Origin of the sequence: Shewanella intestini, assembly GCF_018221465.1 — a bacterium.
Taxonomy (GTDB): Bacteria; Pseudomonadota; Gammaproteobacteria; order Enterobacterales; family Shewanellaceae; genus Shewanella; species Shewanella intestini.
In genome coordinates this window covers 53,213-70,006 of sequence record NZ_JAAIKR010000016.1, presented here as the reverse complement: position 1 = coordinate 70,006, position 16,794 = coordinate 53,213, and the positions used below count along the sequence as shown (strand labels likewise).

Genomic DNA, 16,794 nt, shown 5'->3' with positions numbered 1-16,794 from the left:
TTAACCCTTGCAGTGAAGACTATATTCACCATAGGAATATTAGCGCAAATTAATTTGCGAATGCTATGGATTCTCATTTGCATTCGTGTATTATGCTTACAACAAAAGCGTAACAAGTCTGTTACAGATATCTCAGGTATAGGTACAAGGATCCACACATGCAACTAAAGAAAACTGTTCTCGCATCCACTATCGCACTTTCATTAGGCTTACTTACCGCATGTGGCGGTTCAGATTCATCTGATGCTGCTGATGTCGCTGATCCTGTTACGCCGGTAAACTCAGCGCCAACAGACATCATGCTTTCTAACGCCAGTGTTGATGAAAATATGTATGGTGCCATTGTTGGTGAATTATCAGTAACAGATACAGACAGTGCTGATACGCATACTTATAGCGTTGAAGGCGACGTGTTTGCGGTAGATGGCACGCAATTGATGCTTGCTGAAGATGTCATGCTTGACGCTGACACCACTGAAAACCTGGAACTGACAGCCACCGTTACCGTGACTGACAACAGCGGAGAATCCTTTACCAAAGATTTAACCGTGACATTAATGGATGTTATGGACCGTTACGAGTTTGACAGCATGCTTAACACGGGCGAATCAAGTGTGTCATACACAGGGCAAACTGCGCGTCACATTCTTATTGAAGAATTAAACCAATACATCAAGTCGCAGTTAGTGACTGATATTGACAATAATACTTTAACGACCAAAGACGAAGTATTAGCGAAGCTAAATTACTTCTACCTACCTGATGAAACCACGCAATACGATGACTTACCGATTACCTTTGTCGCCGATTCAAAAGATGGCTTATTAAGTGAAATCACCGGTTATAAAAACTTGCACGACAAAGTGGCTGGTAATGACGCTAGTGGCCAACATGAAGATTGGAACAACGGTGCATTTGCAGGTTGGGGGGCAAAAGGCTCAACCACTCCAACCATGTTAATTGAAACCTTGTTTGATCGTTTGGCTGACAACGCTGTTGAGCGTATTAATGGTCAAGTGCGTCAAGACGTTTTAGGTAATGATATTAGTAAAGTCTATATTGACGAAAACGGTGTTGATCTTGCGCAGCTTATCCAAAAATTCTTATTAATGTCGATCACTTACTCACAAGCGTCAGATGACTACTTTGGTGATGACACTGACGGTAAAGGGTTAACAACTGACAATATTAGTGCCGCAAAAGATGGAGCGGCATACACCAACCTAGAACATCAATTTGATGAAGGTTTTGGTTACTTTGGTGCCGCACGAAATTACTTAGAATATGCCGATATTGAAATAGCAGGCGGCGTGAGCGCTGATGCAGGGCGTGAAGACTGGAACGGTTGGCACGACACTGACGGTGATGGCAAAGTGGATTTACATGCAGAATATAACTTTGGTCAATCAGTTAATGCTGCTAAGCGTGATTTAGGTACGGCAGATAACGCCATGCCAACTGACTACACCATGCAAGCAATGGAAGCCTTTATTGCCGGTCGTAAAGTGATTAACGACAACGTTGGCGCAGCGCTAACCGCTGACCAAAAAACCGATTTGAAAATGTATGCTGAAACCGGCGTTAAAGCGTGGGAATTAGCTATCGTTGCAACCGTAGTACATTATATTAATGACGTAAATGCGGATTTAGCACCGCTGGCAACGGGCGGTAACGCAGCCGATTTCAACTATGAAAATCTAGCGAAGCATTATTCTGAAATGAAAGGTTTTGGTTTAGGTTTGCAGTTCAGTGAGTATGGCGTAATTAGCGATGCTGACTTTGAAATGTTACACCAATACTTTGCTGATGAGCCGGTATTAACTGGTGATGTAGACGCTTACATCGCGGATTTAATTACCGCACGTGACTTACTGCAAACAACTTACGGCTTAAACGCTGAGAATGTTGAAAACTGGTAATCGCAGCACGATAAACACCTCAATATGAGGAAAAGCTTGGCACTGAAAAGTGGCGAGCTTTTGTCGTTTTTATAGAAGGGATTTTTATGCAATATCGTACCGTTTATACAAGTGCATTGCTGGTGATCAGTGCGTTGCTTGGCGCAGGTTGTGGTGAGAGTACCAGTAGCACCAAAGGGCCAAACTATGACAGTAATGGCAGTGACAATAATGGTGAAACCAGCTCAGACTTTGATCAACGTGCACTGATCAGCAATATCGTTGATGACGTGATAACGCCAACGTTTACTCAGTTTGAAGAAAAAAGCGTGCAACTTCATAGCCAACTAACGGCTTACTGCACTGCTGAACAAGGGCTAGCACAAAACAGCGTGACTCAAGATGAACGCGACCAAGCCTTTAGCCAAGCCAAGCAAAGCTGGCGAGATGCGATGGTGCAATGGCAACGTGTTGAAGTGATGCAAATTGGGCCGCTACTTAATAATGACAATGCGCTGCGTAATAAAATTTACTCATGGCCGGTAAAAAGTCGCTGCGGTGTCGACCTTGATGTGGTGTCATTTGAACAAGGTAACATTAACGGCGTTGCCTATGACATTAGTTTACGTACGCCAGCGCGAAAAGGCATGTTGGCATTAGAGTATTTGCTGTTTAGCGAAACCACAGCGCACAGCTGCACCGAGTCAACTGTGCCACAAGGTTGGGATAACCGCACTGAATCATCACGGTTAATTGCCCGTTGTGAATTTGCTGTTGAGGCCGCCAAAGATATCAATGTGAATGCGCAATCGTTAATCAGTCAATGGGATGGCGAGCAAGGCTACGCACAGAAATTAAAACAAGCAGGCGAACAAGGCAGTGAGTTTACCACGGTGCATGATGGCGTTAACAAGCTTAGTGATGCGTTGTTTTATATTGACGTATTCACCAAAGACAGCAAATTAGCCACACCATTAGGGCTATTTGCCAATAGCTGCGGCACTAGCGTATGTCCTGAAAGTGTTGAGTCGCCATTAGCTGCCCATTCTATAGACAATATTTTGAGTAACTTACAGGCATTAAAAGCGTTATACGAAGGCGAACAAGGCTTAGGTTTTGACGACTTTTTGGTCGATGAAAATGACGCCATTACAGCACAAAATATTACTCAAGCCATTGACGCCGCGATTGCTAATGCCAGTGCTTATCAAGTGTCGCTAGCACAAGCGCTACTTGATAACGAACAGCAAGTTATCACTACCCATGCAGAGGTAAAAGCCGTTACCGATCAATTAAAGTCTGACTTTATCAATAGCCTCGCACTTGAACTACCGCAAACATCAGCAGGAGATAACGACTAATGAAGCCCCTTTATCTTGCTAAGAAATTATCATTAGTATTAGCCATTCAGGCCAGTTTAAGCAGTTATGCCATGGCAGCGCAGACCGCAGTGGATGCAGAGCAAAATGCAAATAATAATGCCGCGCCAAACAATGTTAACAACGCCGCCAATACTGCTAATAGTTCGGCTGCTAATGACGAGACTGCGAGCGCGCAGCAAACCACCCAAGATCGCTACATTGAAAAAATGCAGATCATTGGGCGTAGCCAAGCACTCAATAAAGCCTCGGGTTCGGCGACATTAATTAACGAACTAGCGTTAGAACGTTTTAAGTTCGACGATATTAACCGGGTGCTTTATAGCATTCCTGGGGTCAATATTCGCGAAGAAGACGGCTACGGTTTACGTCCTAATATTGGCTTTCGCGGCGCAACTCCTGAGCGCAGTAAAAAAATCAATATCATGGAAGATGGGGTGTTAATTGGCCCAGCGCCTTATTCCGCGGCATCGGCTTATTATTTTCCAATGACCAATAAAATGACCGCCATAGAAGTCTTTAAAGGCCCTGCGGGAATTAAATATGGCCCCAACACCGTGGCGGGTTCATTAAATATGGTTACCAGACAAGTGCCACAAGTAAGCGAAGGCTTTATTGATGTTGCTACCGGCTCTGACGGTTATGCCAAAGCACACGGTTATTATGGCACTACCATTAATAACCTTGGCATCTTGGTAGAAGGCGTGCATTTACGCGCTGAGGGCTTTAAAGACTTAGATGGCGGTGGTGACACCGGGTTTGAAAAGTCTGACATTATGACCAAGTTGCGTTATGACTTAGACGGTGAGTTTGTTGATCAAGTGTTTGAGCTAAAACTGGCTTATGCCAAAGAAACGTCAAACGAAACCTACTTAGGATTAACCGATGAGGACTTTAGTGCTAATCCAAATCGTCGTTACGTGTCGAGTCAGCTCGATAATATGGATTGGACTCACAGCCAATTTCAATTTAATCACTATATAAGTAACGATGATTTTGAAGTCATCACTCGAGTTTATCGAAATAACTTTGATCGTGCTTGGTACAAAATTAATGGCTTTAAAGGCGGCGCCGTTAATCGCAGTTTGCAAGATGTGTTAGCCAACCCAAATGCAGACGAAACCAATCAGCGTTTTTACCATATTTTAACCGGTGAGCAAGACAGCGTTGAAGAATATGAAAAATTGATTTTAGGCAATAACGATCGCAGTTATTACTCTCAAGGGATCCAGTCTGATCTTAACCTTAATCTTGCATTCTTTGGTTTTACTAACCAAGTTGAAGCTGGCGTGCGCTTTCATCAAGACCAAATTGAACGTAATCACACCACCGACAGTTATGTTATGCAAAATGCGGCATTAGTCTCAACGGGCGCAGACACGCTTGCTACGACAACCGATCGCGAGAAAACAGATGCTATTTCGGTGTATTTAAAAGACACCATCAGTATTGATGCATTAGATATTACAGCAGGTGTGCGCGGTGAATTTATTGATGCTAAATATCAAAACCGCGCTGCGGGAGCGCAAGGGGACTACTTAGATAAATCGACCCGTATTTGGTTGCCAAGTTTAAGTTTGTTCTACAGCTTATCTGATCATGGCGGCTTGTTGTTTGGCGTTCATGAAGGTTTTTTACCTACCAGCCCAAAACAAAATCCACTTATCGATACCGAAAGCAGTGTTAATTACGAATTTGGTGGACGCTATAATCAAGATGATTTCAACATTGAGGTGATTGGCTTTTTCAATGACATTAGTAACTTAAAAGAAGGTTGCCAGTTCTCAAGTTGCGGCAGTGATAACGACATTGAGTTCAATGGTGGGGAAGTAGATTTATACGGGGTTGAGCTGACCTCTGATTATCGCTTTGTGTTAAATGACGATATCGACCTACCGATAGCACTGTCGTATACCTATACCCAGTCTGAGTTTAAAACCAGTTTTGAATCAGGCTTTGATATGTGGGGCAATGTCAGCGCGGGAGATCAATTGCCATATTTGCCTAATCACCAAGTGTCATTAACCTTTGGTTTAACCGCGCAAACCTGGGACATCAATATGGCAATACGGTTTGTGGATGAAATGCTAGAAGCATCTGGTGACGGTGTGGTGTTATCAGGAGTGACAACCAAAGCGCTTACCGTGGTGGATATGTCGGCCAGTTACGACTTTGACCAATACGGCTTAGTGTACGTAAAAGCAGATAACATTTTTGATAACCAGCAGATTGTCAGTCGACGTCCATATGGGGCAAGGCCAAGCAAGCCGCAACAATGGCAATTGGGTTATCAATACCGTTTCTAGTGAGGGGATGAACGCGGTATTGATTGACGTGCTTTACTCATTATTGCTGATTGAAAAGCAGTTAAGCGATAACACTTAGCTGCATTGCATTCATTATCTAATGAATGCAATGACTATAGAAGATAACGTTATCCCAAAGCTAAGGTTATCTTTATCAGCTCAATTAGCTCAATTAGCTCAATGACCAAAGAGTCGCAGTATGCAGGAATTATCTTTGTTTTTTAGCACATTGTTTTCAAGCACTCTGGCAGAAGTTGCCAGCATTGCTCAGTATCCGTTTGATGCCAATAAACGCATTTTTGGCTGGTATTTGTTGGGCGCAGTTGTGTTAGCACTGCCTGTATATTGGCAAACTTCGCGATCTAAAAGCGTACAAGGTTTATTCCGTTTTTTGTTTCCCAAACAGGTGTATTTGTCGCGCTCGGCGGGCCACGATTATGCTTTGTTAGTGTGTAATAAATTAATCAAAGCGCTGTTATATGCGCCGTTAATTTTAACCATGGTGCCCGTGGCGTTGATGTTAAGTGACACGTTAGAACAAAGTTTTGGTGTGCTAGAACCGCTTACAAGCAACGCCGTTATGGTGATGGGTATTTTTACGGTGTTGTTGTTTTTACTCGATGATGCCAGCCGCTATTTACTGCATTTAGTGTTACATAAAGTGCCGTTTTTGTGGGCGTTTCATGCGGTACATCATTCCGCTAAAGTATTAACTCCTTTTACTATTTATCGAAGTCACCCAGTAGAAAGTTATCTTTATGCTTGCCGTATGGCTTTAGCGCAAGGCTGCGCAGTTGGGATAGGTTATTACCTGTTTGGCGCTAACCTTAAAATGTATGACGTGTTAGGGGCAAATATATTTGTGTTTATATTCAACGTTTGCGGCGCTAATTTACGTCATAGCCATATTTGGTTGAGTTGGGGTAATAGGGGTGAAGGTTGGTTTATTAGCCCAGCGCAGCATCAAGTTCATCACAGTATTGCCATAGAGCACCGTGATAAAAATCTTGGCAGCGCATTATCAATATGGGATCGCCTCGGTGGGAGCTTAGTTAAGGCCAGTGAAGTCGACCCCGCCACGCTGAAAATTGGCATTCATAATGATGCCGGCCACCAAAGCTTAATGGGTATTTACCTTAGCCCATTTAAGCAAGCATGGCGGGCTATTACGACGGCTAAAGTCGTTAGCCGCGTTGTTAAAACGTCATCTACGCAGCGCTAGTATGTGCATCAATAGCTGAAGCAACGACATTTGGTCGCACTCAACATTCATTAATATCGTGGTAAAACCAAGTCATCGGGTGTGTCATCGTCGATTATTAACGTACACTCTGAGGCCAGTCGTTTTCATCATGCACACAACAACCTAAATAGATTATCAAATTATGTTTTTATCGCCTTACTATTCTAAGCAACAACAAACGGTTGTGATCAGTGCACAACAAGCTAGTGACTTTGCTAAGCAAGTCGCTGGTGACTTTAATCCTATCCATAATGTCGGCGCTAAACGCTTTTGTGTGCCGGGAGATTTATTATTTGCTTTAGTGCTCACGGAGTATGGGTTAAGTCAGCAAATGCAATTTAACTTCCAAGGTATGGTCGGTGACAGTGTTGAGTTAATGATCAACGCTGATGTCGATGACGACTTTGACATTCAAGACAATAAACAAAAAACCTACTTGAATGTGAAGCGCAGGGGCGACCTATGCCAATGTGACACTCAAAAAGCGGCGTTTATAAAAAGTTATGTGGCATTTTCAGGGGTTAACTTTATTCATGTGTTAATTCCATTAATGCGCCAACATAACGTCATGATCAACCCTGCAAGACCATTAGTGATTTATGAAAGCATGGCATTTGAATTAAACCACTTTGATTTTGACGAAATGAATTTGTCGTTAATTGAGCAAAGCTTAACAGTGGATGGCAAACGCGGTGACGTGAAATTAACGTTTGAATTGACCAGCCAAGGTAAGGTGATTGGTACTGGAATTAAAACTCTCGTACTCAGTGGATTACGCGAGCTTGAACACGACAAAATTGAACAAATGTGTCAAACCTATGAAGGCAGCAAAGTCACGTAACGCAGCTTACCGGCCAGCCAATAAAAAAGCCATGTGAATCACATGGCTTTTTGGGAATATGCCAAAGGCTAAGCTTTGACATTAATATTGTGTCCAGAATTACCTGTTGGTGGTGGCACTGCAGCATTAATTAGCTTCATGGCAATATCACCTTCAACTTTCTGTTGTTTATTCGACATAGCGGCCACTTTTAAACTGTTTTCGCTATTAATGTTTGTCGGCATTGATGATGGAGCATTTACAGAAATTGTCATTATTACCTCTGACAGTGAAAACTGTATAACTGTATCGGCACCATTAACGTTAGCTGAAGTTTTGATTGCTATCAAGCACCATTAAATACGCTTAAATAGTGGCTTTCAACGCATCTATTGTTAAGGCGTGTTGTTTTTATTACCGTTTTTATGTGCTGATTCATTCATCATTTATGTGTGATTTTTTGCACAATTTTTAAATTGTGTGCAATTTAATTATGCTACCATTACAGCACTTGCTGCCTAATGATAAATAACAAACATGCAAGTTAACGAGAGTGATATGAACAACGAACCAACTTTACTGCTTGATAATCAAGTGTGTTTTTCGCTGTATAGTTTAACCAATGCCATGGTAAGAGCTTACCGCCCTTTGCTTGATGAGTTATCGCTGACTTATCCGCAATATCTAGTCATGATGGTGCTATGGCAAGAGTCTGGTATTAGCGTGAAAACCTTAGGTGATAAATTGCATTTAGACTCAGGTACGTTAACTCCCCTACTTAAACGGCTTGAGATTAAAGGGTTAGTGTTGCGTGGCCGCAGTGAGCAAGATGAACGTGTGCGGGTGTTACATTTAACTCAAAAAGGTCAAGGCTTACAACAGCAAGCAAAAAAAATCCCCGAGCGAATGCAGTGTAAAATTGCCGCTCAAGGTACTGATTTACAAAAATTAAAACAACTGTGCGATGACACCTTAAGATTAATGAACCCATCATAATGACGACAAAATGATATGAGTGATGATTGGCTGCTAATTAATATGGGATTGATTAATGTGTATATCAGCCGTTTAATTACTATCGTCATCTCACTGTCATGTGTTTGTCATATTATGCTTTTGCACCAATGTTAAGGCGCACGCATTTGCGTTAAAACTCATTGATTTACCCAAAAAGGACAGGTAAATAATATGCTTTATTGGCAAATATTCAGCCGTTTTTTAGCCCTTGGTTTAATTAGTTTTGGTGGCCCTGCGGCACATATCGGGTATTTTCGTAAAGCCTTTGTTGAAGATCTACAATGGCTAGATGACAAACGTTACGCCAGCTTAGTGGCGTTGAGTCAGTTTATGCCCGGGCCAGGTTCGAGCCAGGTTGGCTTTGCCATTGGTTTTCATCGGGGGGGATTACTGGGGGCTTTAGCTGCCTTTATTGGCTTTACTTTGCCGTCATTTATGCTGTTATTTTTGTTCGCCGTCACCAGTGCTAAATGGTTAGATTTACCGGTCGTGATGGGGATTATTCATGGTTTAAAATTATTGGCAGTGGTGATAGTTGCTGATGCGACATTGACTATGTTTAAACAATTTTGCCAGCGCAAACATGCGCAAATAATTGCATTACTTACCGCGACAACCTTAATTCTTTTACCGAGCATGTTGACCCAAATTGGGGTGTTGTTGATTGCGGCGCTATGGGGGGGGCTGCAGTTTGATTCTCATTCAAAACAACTTGATGCTAGTGACACCGCATCTACCCGTGAACCCGCATCCATAGCGCCAAACACAGCGCCCATTTCATTAAACTATTTCTGGTTGGTTTGTTTTATTGCTGTACTTGTGGGCTCAATATTCTTTGTGGGCAAAGACGACAGTTTAGGGCAAATTTTTGCTCAGTTCTTTCAAGTTGGCAGTTTAGTGTTTGGTGGCGGTCATGTGGTGTTGCCATTGCTTGAGTCCAGTGTTGGGGACATGGTTTCGCCAGAGCGCTTTTTAACTGGATATGCGTTGGCACAAGCTATTCCTGGACCGATGTTTGCCTTAGCAGCCTTTTTAGGGGCGGATATTTGGCTGGAATCGCCAATATTAGGGGCATTGGTTGCCACTGCAGCTATTTTCTTACCGGGTTTTTTGTTGATGTTAGTGGGGCTTAAAAGCTGGCAAGCCATTAGCCAACGACCACGAATTGCAGCAGCGATTGCTGGAGTGAATGCCGCGGTTGTTGGTTTGTTGTGCGCCGCATTGTATCAGCCCGTGTTTACCTCTAGCGTGTTGTCGTCTGAGGATATGGCGCTAGTGCTGTTAGGTTTTGGTGTGTTAAAAGTGTTTCGACCTCATATTGTGCTGCTGGTGGCCGCCTTTGCCATTATCGGCGCACTATTAACATTGACTCTTGGCTAAACAGTACTGATAACAACAGCGTTGTTAAGCAATATTAAAACCATAAAAAATGCCAAACTTAATCGTGTAAGTTTGGCATTTTTATTGGCTTAACTTAATGCTTTAGTGCATTAGGTTAGTTTGCGTTATTTTCATCTGGTTAACCCATATTGCTGCATGGTGTTGCCTTTGGCGCAATATGAAATGAACCGTCAGCTTATGCGACGACAGCAACCACTTTTTCAGCCTTAACTGCACATACCTTAAATTCTGGAATTTTAGATACTGGGTCAATGGCATTAATGGTGAGTTTATTCGCCGCCGCTTCCACAAAGTGGAAAGGCAAGAACAGTACCCCAGCTTGGGCCCGTTTAGTCACAAAGGCGGCAATTTCAAGCTCACCACGTCGTGTCGACAGTTTCAGCATGTCGCCATTGTTTACCCCAAGTTGCTCTGCATCAAAGACTGAAATCATCACCCGTGGCGAACCTAACGTATCCAAACCTTGCGTTTTACGGCTTAATGTTCCGGTATGGAATTGTTCCAATAAACGCCCCGTTGATAATACTAATGGGTATTGTTCGTCAGTGGTTTCAGCAGGACTGCGATACGTTACTGGCGTAAACACACCTTTGCCAATAATCGGCTGGTTTTTGTGCAGTACAGGTGTGCCTAAATGGTCTTCACTTGGGCATGGCCATTGGATGCCTTTGCTTGGTTTACCGTGTTCATCACTATTGAGTCTGTCCCATGAGATCCCTTGATATTGCGGGGTCACTTGATTTATTTCATTAGTGATGGCTTTTTCGTTCTCGTAGTGCCAATTTGCGCCCATTCGGTTAGCAATTTCATGGATGATTTTCCAATCTTGTCTCGCTTGACCTGGTGGTGGCAGTATGGGTTCTAAGCGCTGTACGCGGCGTTCGGTATTGGTGAAGTGACCGGTTTTTTCAGCAAAGGCGGCCGCAGGCAATACAATGTCGGCAAACTTAGCGGTTTCAGTTAAGAAGATATCTTGCACAACTAAGAATGGAATTTTCTCCAATGCTTCAAGTACATGCGCTTGATCTGGATCGCTTAATACAGGGTTTTCACCCATGACGTATAACGCGTCGACGTCTTCATGGGTAATAGCGTGCATCACTTCTGTGGCGGTAAGGCCAATGTTAGGTGATAAGCTGGTATTCCAGTGTTGTTCAAATTTGGCTTGAACCGCTGGGTTGTCCACTTTTTGATAACCGGTGTAATACTGCGGCAATGAACCCATATCACAAGCACCTTGCACATTACTTTGACCACGCAGAGGGTTAATTCCCGCGCCTGGTTGACCAATGTTGCCACACAGCAATTGTAAGTTTGAAATCGCGGTCACGTTGTCATGGCCTGAAGTATGCTGAGTAATCCCCATGGCATAATAAATGGCCGTTTTCTTTGCAGTACCAATCATGTGCGCCATTTTGATAATGTTTTGCGCACTCACACCTGTCACTTTAGCTGCAATTTCTGGTGTATATTCAGGTTGTAAGACCGCGTCCATTACCGCGTCAAAACCTTGGGTATGCTTGTTGATGTAGTCAACGTCATGCCAATTATTACGGATAATCTCACCCATAATGGCATTGATTAACGACACATCAGATCCCGGTTTTTGGGCAACGTATAATTGCGCTTCGTCGGCAATTGACACTCGTTTCGGGTCGGCAACTAGTAAGCGTGCACCATGGTGACGCAGTGCTTGCTTGATTTTAGAGGCGATGATGGGGTGCGCATTACAGGTGTCTGAACCTAAGATAAAGATTAAGTCTGACTCTTTAATTCCTGGAATATCCCCAGTCATTGCGCCGCTACCAATACTTTGCTGTAACGCCGATACCGTGCTTGAGTGACATAAGCGCGCACAGTGGTCGATGTTATTTGTGCCCAGTACGGTGCGTACAAAACGTTGAATTAAATAGTTGTCTTCATTGGTGGCTTTTGCTGAAGCTAAAGTGGCAATGGCATCGCCGCCTTTTTTGGCTTTAATCGCCGTTAGTTTTTCAGCAATGGTGTCAAGTGCTTCATCCCAAGAACAAGGAACAAGTTCACCTTCTTTACGTATCAGTGGTGTTGTTAGGCGTTCTTCACTTTGTAAGAAGTCAAACCCAAAGCGACCTTTAACACATAACATCCCTTCGTTAACGTCAGAGTCAATACTGCCTTCAACATGGCAAATTTTACCAGTTGATGGTGACACGCTAACATTAAGTCGACAGCCCACACCACAATAAGTACAAATGGTCGACTTGGTGATCAGTGTTTCTGTTTCGCCCTGACGTTTGTCGCGGGCATCAACCAATGCGCCTGTTGGACACACCTGAACGCAGTTACCACATTGGACACAATCGCTATCTGCCATACTGACTTTAAAGCCTGCACGAGGGGCATTACGCTCTTGAAGCGGTGAATTATCAACAGAAACCGGTAATGCTTGATAACTGTCTTTTTCAAACTTAATGGCATTGTGGCCACTTTGTTGACCGCAAATGTCGACACATTTCCCACAACTGATACAGCGGTTGGCGTCAAATTGAATAAATGGGCTGGTTTTATCAACCTCAAATTGGCGCATTTTAGTTGTGTCTAGGGTCTTAGGATCAATGCGGTACTCGGTAGCATAGTCACGTAATTTACAGTCTGTATTAGCCTGACAAGCACATTCTAAACAGCGTGCCGCTTCTTTCATTGCTTGTGTTTGAGTAAATCCAAGCTCAACTTCATTAAAGTTAAGTTGGCGTTCAATGGCGCTCAGTTCCGCCATTTTATATCGAGATTCAGCTTTAATGCTTGGGTAAAGCTGTGCACTTAATGAGGCGGTTTTAGGCGCTTTAGTGGCATTAAATTCTTGTGGCGTTAAGTCACAGCTTAAGCCTTGAGTTAATAAACCATCAATGGCGATAGCAGCTTTACGACCGTCACCAATAGCGGCAACGGCGGTTGCTGGGCCGCGGCGTGAGTCGCCAATAACAAACAGTTTATCAACCCCTGCAGACATGGTGTGCTCACACCCAATAAAGGTATTCCACCGAGACAAGGCGATCTCACCAGAGGTTAAGCTGCTGCCAGGGTGTTCTAAAAAGCTCATGTCTGGCGTTTGTGATACCGCCGCAATAACCGTGTCAAATGCTTCGGTGAAGGTTTCACCGGTGGCTTTTGGTGAACGTCGACCTGAGCTATCTGGTTCACCTAATGCCATTTTGGCCAGGTTAACGGCAATGACTTGGCCATTATCGTCGCTAATGTTTTCAACCGGGTTGGTTAAAAAGTGGAATTTTACCCCTTCGACTTCAGCTTCATGCACTTCATAAGGTTCTGCGGGCATGTCATCACGAGTACGACGATAAATAAGCGTCACGTCGTGGCCGGCGCGTACCGCTGTACGCGCACAGTCAATAGCGGTGTTACCCCCACCAATAACAGCGACCTTTTTGCCGATAGAGAAGGTTTTGTCTGTGCAATAATCGCGGAGGTAGTCAACCCCTAAGTAGCAACCTGCTAGATCACTACCTGGGTAGTTCATTGGCACGGCTTTTTGTGCGCCAATGGCCAAACAAACGGCGTCATATTGTTCAGTTAATTCATTTAAATGAGTGTCTTCACCAAGGCGAATTCCGGTGTTAATTTTTAAGCCGTTCTGGGTCAGTAGGTCGATTTCTTTATCAAGAATATCTTTTGGTAATCGGTATTCAGGAATACCGTAACGTAACCAGCCGCCAGCTTGTGGCATTGACTCAATGATTGTTACGTCATGGCCTTGATTAGACAAGAAATAACCCGCACTTAACCCCGCTGGGCCACTACCAATAATGGCAACTTTTTTACCGGTATCAGGCTGGCGTTCAATTTGGTAACTGTGTTCGTCCGCCAAATCTAAATCGGCAGCGTGACGTTTTAATTGGCGAATGGCCAATGGCTCATCAATTAACCCACGGCGACATTCTGCTTCACAAAAAGCAGGGCAAACACGGCCAATAGACAAGGGTAACGGTAAGGTTTGCTTAATCACTCGCACCGCTTCGGTGTGGTTACCTTGTGCGATATGAAAGAGGTAACTTTGAATATCAACACCTGCCGGACAGGCTTGCTGGCAGGGCGCTTCACAGTCAGCAAAATGATCAGACAAAATATGAGTTAGGGCTTTACGACGCAGTTCGCTCAGTTCTGCCGTTTGGGTGGTGACTTTCATATTGTCAGTCACCATGGTTTGGCAGGCTTTGGCTTTGCGGCAACTGCCGTCGTTATTTTTAATGTCGACAACACAAAGATTACAGTCTTGCTTGTTTTCTTCGGATTTTGAATTAGGTTGGCTTGGATCGCATAAGCTTGGAATGATAATTCCAACGTCTCGTGCTGTTTGCAGTAAATTTTTATCAGAATTTACACTGATGTCTTTACCGTCGATATTTACTTTTATCATTTTGTCGGCCCTGATGTTTGTTGGCCTTAAAAAGCCCCTATTAGGTGTACAAAATATACTTATTTATTACGGAACAGAACGAAGGGAGAATTTCTGGGATTATTTTTGCTGGTTTGTTCACGTTATTAACAGCTTTTGTGCTCAGCATCACTTGTGTTCTGGTATGGCCTGAGATCAAAATCACATTGAGTGGCTTGGGGATGAAAAAAGCCGTTGGTTATCGCCTGTTATTATGGGTTTAAAAATAATGTTTATATAAAAATATTGTTATTAAATAATAGCTTATATTTTTACTTCTACATTGGTTAACGCGTGGTTTTCGGGGTGTTCATTTAGCTAAAATCAAACAATGATTGCCCTTTTTAGGATGTTAACAGAATAAAATAATTCGTTATTGTGGATAATTTAATCAATATCAGTTTAGGTTTATCAATTTATTTTTGATAAACATCACCATAATAAAAGTAAGGGTAATACTGCCTGTCAATGCGCCTAATGCAGCGATGACTCGTTACAATCCAATCACCCGCAGCGGTGCTTTAACATAACCAAAAACAAATTAATGATTGATGACATTACTCCTTGTCCGACCCGCGGGGCATTTGCATGCGGCGCATAATGAGTTCTTTACGGGTGAATTGGCCCGCCATAACAAAAAAACTTTCATGTTCTGCGGGTTTTCGTCGTGTTCGATACACCTCTTCAGACTGTTCAGCGGCGTCTATCTTGATATCGATTTCGCCCACTTGTAAAGCTTCATGGGTCAGGTTTGCTTGTTTCAGGTGCTGACCCAAATGGATATTTTCCATTTGGGTGGCTGTACATTTTATTCAGAGTCCGTTGTTGTGGGGAAGTGGGAGGTGGGAACTGGGCACTGGCATAGCGTCAATATTGGCCGCTTTATGGAGATGGGCTGTCACTTCGCTTTATTGTCGGGGGGGATTATTCGTTGATCGCGCCAATAACAACGCCCAGATGCTTCAGCGGGTTCTGTACAGGCAAAGCCTTCGTCCTTGAGATAACAGCAAGCTGGTTTTCAATGGTCATGAATATCAATATAGCCAAGGTGTTAGCCTCTGCTTTAGGGGAATGTAATTAATCCAAAATTGATTGAATTTTTTAGACCTAATACGCTAGGTTTAGTGGCGGTCATGGGGTAAAATGCGCGGTTAATTGTATTGTTTATATATTCGCGAAATTAAGTAGAAAATTCATGTTTGAAGTCAATCCAGTAAAATTCAAAATCAAGGAACTTGCAGATCGCACTGAACTTCTTCGGGGGTATCTTTGACTACGCTGCTAAAAGTGAGCGTTTAGAAGAAGTCTCTCGTGAGTTAGAAAGTGCCGAAGTATGGAATAACCCAGATAACGCCCAAGCCTTAGGCAAAGAGCGTTCAGCACTTGAAGTGGTGGTGAAAACCATTGATGACATGGACAGTGGTTTAGAAGATATTGAAGGCCTGCTTGAGTTAGCCGTTGAAGAAGATGACGAAGAAACCTTTAACGATGCCAGCAATGAATTAGCTGATCTTGAAAAGCGTCTAGAAGAACTTGAGTTTCGTCGTATGTTCTCGGGCCCGCATGACGCGTCAGACTGTTATCTTGATATTCAATCAGGTTCAGGCGGAACAGAAGCGCAAGATTGGGCTAACATGGTATTACGCATGTACCTGCGCTGGGGCGAAGCCCATGACTACAAACCTGAATTAATGGAAGTTACCGACGGCGATGTAGCCGGAATTAAAGGTGCTACCATTAAGTTTACGGGCGAATATGCCTTTGGATCGCTGCGTACTGAAACCGGTGTTCACCGTTTAGTGCGTAAGTCGCCTTTTGACTCTTCAGGAAAACGTCATACCTCTTTTTGTTCGGTATTCGTTTACCCTGAAATCGACGATTCAATTGAAATTGATATCAATCCGGCCGATTTACGTGTCGATACTTACCGCGCATCAGGCGCGGGTGGTCAGCACGTCAACAAAACCGAATCTGCTATTCGTATTACTCACTTACCGACCAATACCGTCGTACAGTGTCAAAACGACCGCTCACAACATAAGAACCGTGACGCGGCAATGAAGCAATTAAAAGCAAAATTGTATGAGTTAGAAATGCTTAAACAAAATGCCGACAAACAAGCAGCGGAAGACGCCAAATCAGATATTGGTTGGGGCAGTCAAATCCGTTCATATGTGCTTGATGATGCCCGCATTAAAGATTTACGTACCGGTGTTGAAAACCGAAATACCCAAAGCGTCTTAGATGGCGATTTGGACAAGTTTATTGAAGCTAGCCTGAAATCTGGCCTTTAACGAGAGA

Annotated in this window: 11 protein-coding genes; 8 read left to right on the top strand and 3 right to left on the bottom strand. The window is 43.4% G+C overall.

The genetic code is table 11. The features are described from left to right. Positions 1–158: 158 nt before the first annotated feature. From G3R48_RS14520 to G3R48_RS14500, 5 genes are all read left to right on the top strand, one after another. Positions 159–1,919, top strand: a complete 1,761-nt coding sequence (locus G3R48_RS14520; protein WP_153665811.1) for a DUF4856 domain-containing protein — start codon at positions 159–161, stop codon at positions 1,917–1,919. Positions 1,920–2,005: 86 nt separating this feature from the next. Further along, a complete protein-coding gene (locus tag G3R48_RS14515; RefSeq protein ID WP_153665813.1) occupies positions 2,006–3,259 on the top strand; it encodes an imelysin family protein in 1,254 nt (417 codons plus the stop codon). Further along, on the top strand, positions 3,259–5,583 hold the full coding sequence (locus tag G3R48_RS14510) for a TonB-dependent receptor family protein (RefSeq protein WP_228497492.1): 2,325 nt from the start codon (positions 3,259–3,261) through the stop codon (positions 5,581–5,583). The genes G3R48_RS14515 and G3R48_RS14510 overlap by 1 nt, the downstream gene beginning before the upstream one ends. A 199-nt stretch (positions 5,584–5,782) precedes the next feature. Beyond that, a complete protein-coding gene (locus G3R48_RS14505) occupies positions 5,783–6,805 on the top strand; it encodes a sterol desaturase family protein (protein ID WP_153665815.1) in 1,023 nt (340 codons plus the stop codon). Positions 6,806–6,968: 163 nt separating this feature from the next. Continuing rightward, positions 6,969–7,667 carry a DUF3581 domain-containing protein gene (locus G3R48_RS14500; protein ID WP_153665817.1) on the top strand — a complete coding sequence of 233 codons (699 nt, stop codon included), beginning with the start codon at positions 6,969–6,971 and terminating at the stop codon, positions 7,665–7,667. Positions 7,668–7,735: 68 nt separating this feature from the next. On the opposite strand, the gene G3R48_RS14495 is transcribed toward G3R48_RS14500, so the two are convergent. Next, positions 7,736–7,921 (bottom strand): cytoplasmic protein, encoded by a 186-nt coding sequence (locus G3R48_RS14495; protein WP_153665819.1) that lies wholly within the window; start codon positions 7,919–7,921, stop codon positions 7,736–7,738. Between the two features lie 283 nt (positions 7,922–8,204). On the opposite strand from G3R48_RS14495, the gene ohrR reads away from it, so the two are divergent. Continuing rightward, positions 8,205–8,642 (top strand): transcriptional regulator OhrR, encoded by a 438-nt coding sequence (gene ohrR / locus G3R48_RS14490; RefSeq protein WP_194823914.1) that lies wholly within the window; start codon positions 8,205–8,207, stop codon positions 8,640–8,642. A gap of 192 nt (positions 8,643–8,834) precedes the next feature. Then, positions 8,835–10,043, top strand: coding sequence for a chromate efflux transporter (gene chrA, locus G3R48_RS14485; protein WP_153665823.1), 1,209 nt, complete (start codon positions 8,835–8,837; stop codon positions 10,041–10,043). 196 nt (positions 10,044–10,239) lie between these two features. Here chrA and fdhF read toward each other — a convergent pair whose 3' ends face one another. Both fdhF and G3R48_RS14475 read right to left on the bottom strand, forming a co-directional pair. Then, positions 10,240–14,475: a formate dehydrogenase subunit alpha gene (gene fdhF / locus G3R48_RS14480; RefSeq protein ID WP_153665825.1), complete on the bottom strand. Its 4,236-nt coding sequence runs from the start codon at positions 14,473–14,475 to the stop codon at positions 10,240–10,242. Positions 14,476–15,050: 575 nt separating this feature from the next. Then, positions 15,051–15,284, bottom strand: a complete 234-nt coding sequence (locus G3R48_RS14475) for a hypothetical protein (RefSeq protein WP_153665827.1) — start codon at positions 15,282–15,284, stop codon at positions 15,051–15,053. Positions 15,285–15,688: 404 nt separating this feature from the next. On the opposite strand from G3R48_RS14475, the gene prfB reads away from it, so the two are divergent. Then, positions 15,689–16,787 (top strand): peptide chain release factor 2 gene (gene prfB, locus G3R48_RS14470; RefSeq protein WP_194823915.1). Its coding sequence is split into 2 segments (ribosomal slippage): positions 15,689–15,763 and positions 15,765–16,787, totalling 1,098 coding nucleotides; the frame shifts between segments, so codons are not numbered across the junction. The last annotated feature ends 7 nt before the right edge of the window (positions 16,788–16,794 follow it).

Excerpts from the sequence above, each read along its gene's own strand:
- G3R48_RS14495 (WP_153665819.1), bottom strand. The coding sequence starts at position 7,921 with ATGACAATTTCTGTAAATGCTCCATCATCAATGCCGACAAACATTAAT.
- G3R48_RS14505 (WP_153665815.1), top strand. The coding sequence starts at position 5,783 with ATGCAGGAATTATCTTTGTTTTTTAGCACATTGTTTTCAAGCACTCTG.
- G3R48_RS14475 (WP_153665827.1), bottom strand. The coding sequence starts at position 15,284 with ATGGAAAATATCCATTTGGGTCAGCACCTGAAACAAGCAAACCTGACC.
- chrA (WP_153665823.1), top strand. The coding sequence starts at position 8,835 with ATGCTTTATTGGCAAATATTCAGCCGTTTTTTAGCCCTTGGTTTAATT.
- G3R48_RS14515 (WP_153665813.1), top strand. The coding sequence starts at position 2,006 with ATGCAATATCGTACCGTTTATACAAGTGCATTGCTGGTGATCAGTGCG.
- ohrR (WP_194823914.1), top strand. The coding sequence starts at position 8,205 with ATGAACAACGAACCAACTTTACTGCTTGATAATCAAGTGTGTTTTTCG.
- G3R48_RS14500 (WP_153665817.1), top strand. The coding sequence starts at position 6,969 with ATGTTTTTATCGCCTTACTATTCTAAGCAACAACAAACGGTTGTGATC.
- fdhF (WP_153665825.1), bottom strand. The coding sequence starts at position 14,475 with ATGATAAAAGTAAATATCGACGGTAAAGACATCAGTGTAAATTCTGAT.
- G3R48_RS14510 (WP_228497492.1), top strand. The coding sequence starts at position 3,259 with ATGAAGCCCCTTTATCTTGCTAAGAAATTATCATTAGTATTAGCCATT.
- G3R48_RS14520 (WP_153665811.1), top strand. The coding sequence starts at position 159 with ATGCAACTAAAGAAAACTGTTCTCGCATCCACTATCGCACTTTCATTA.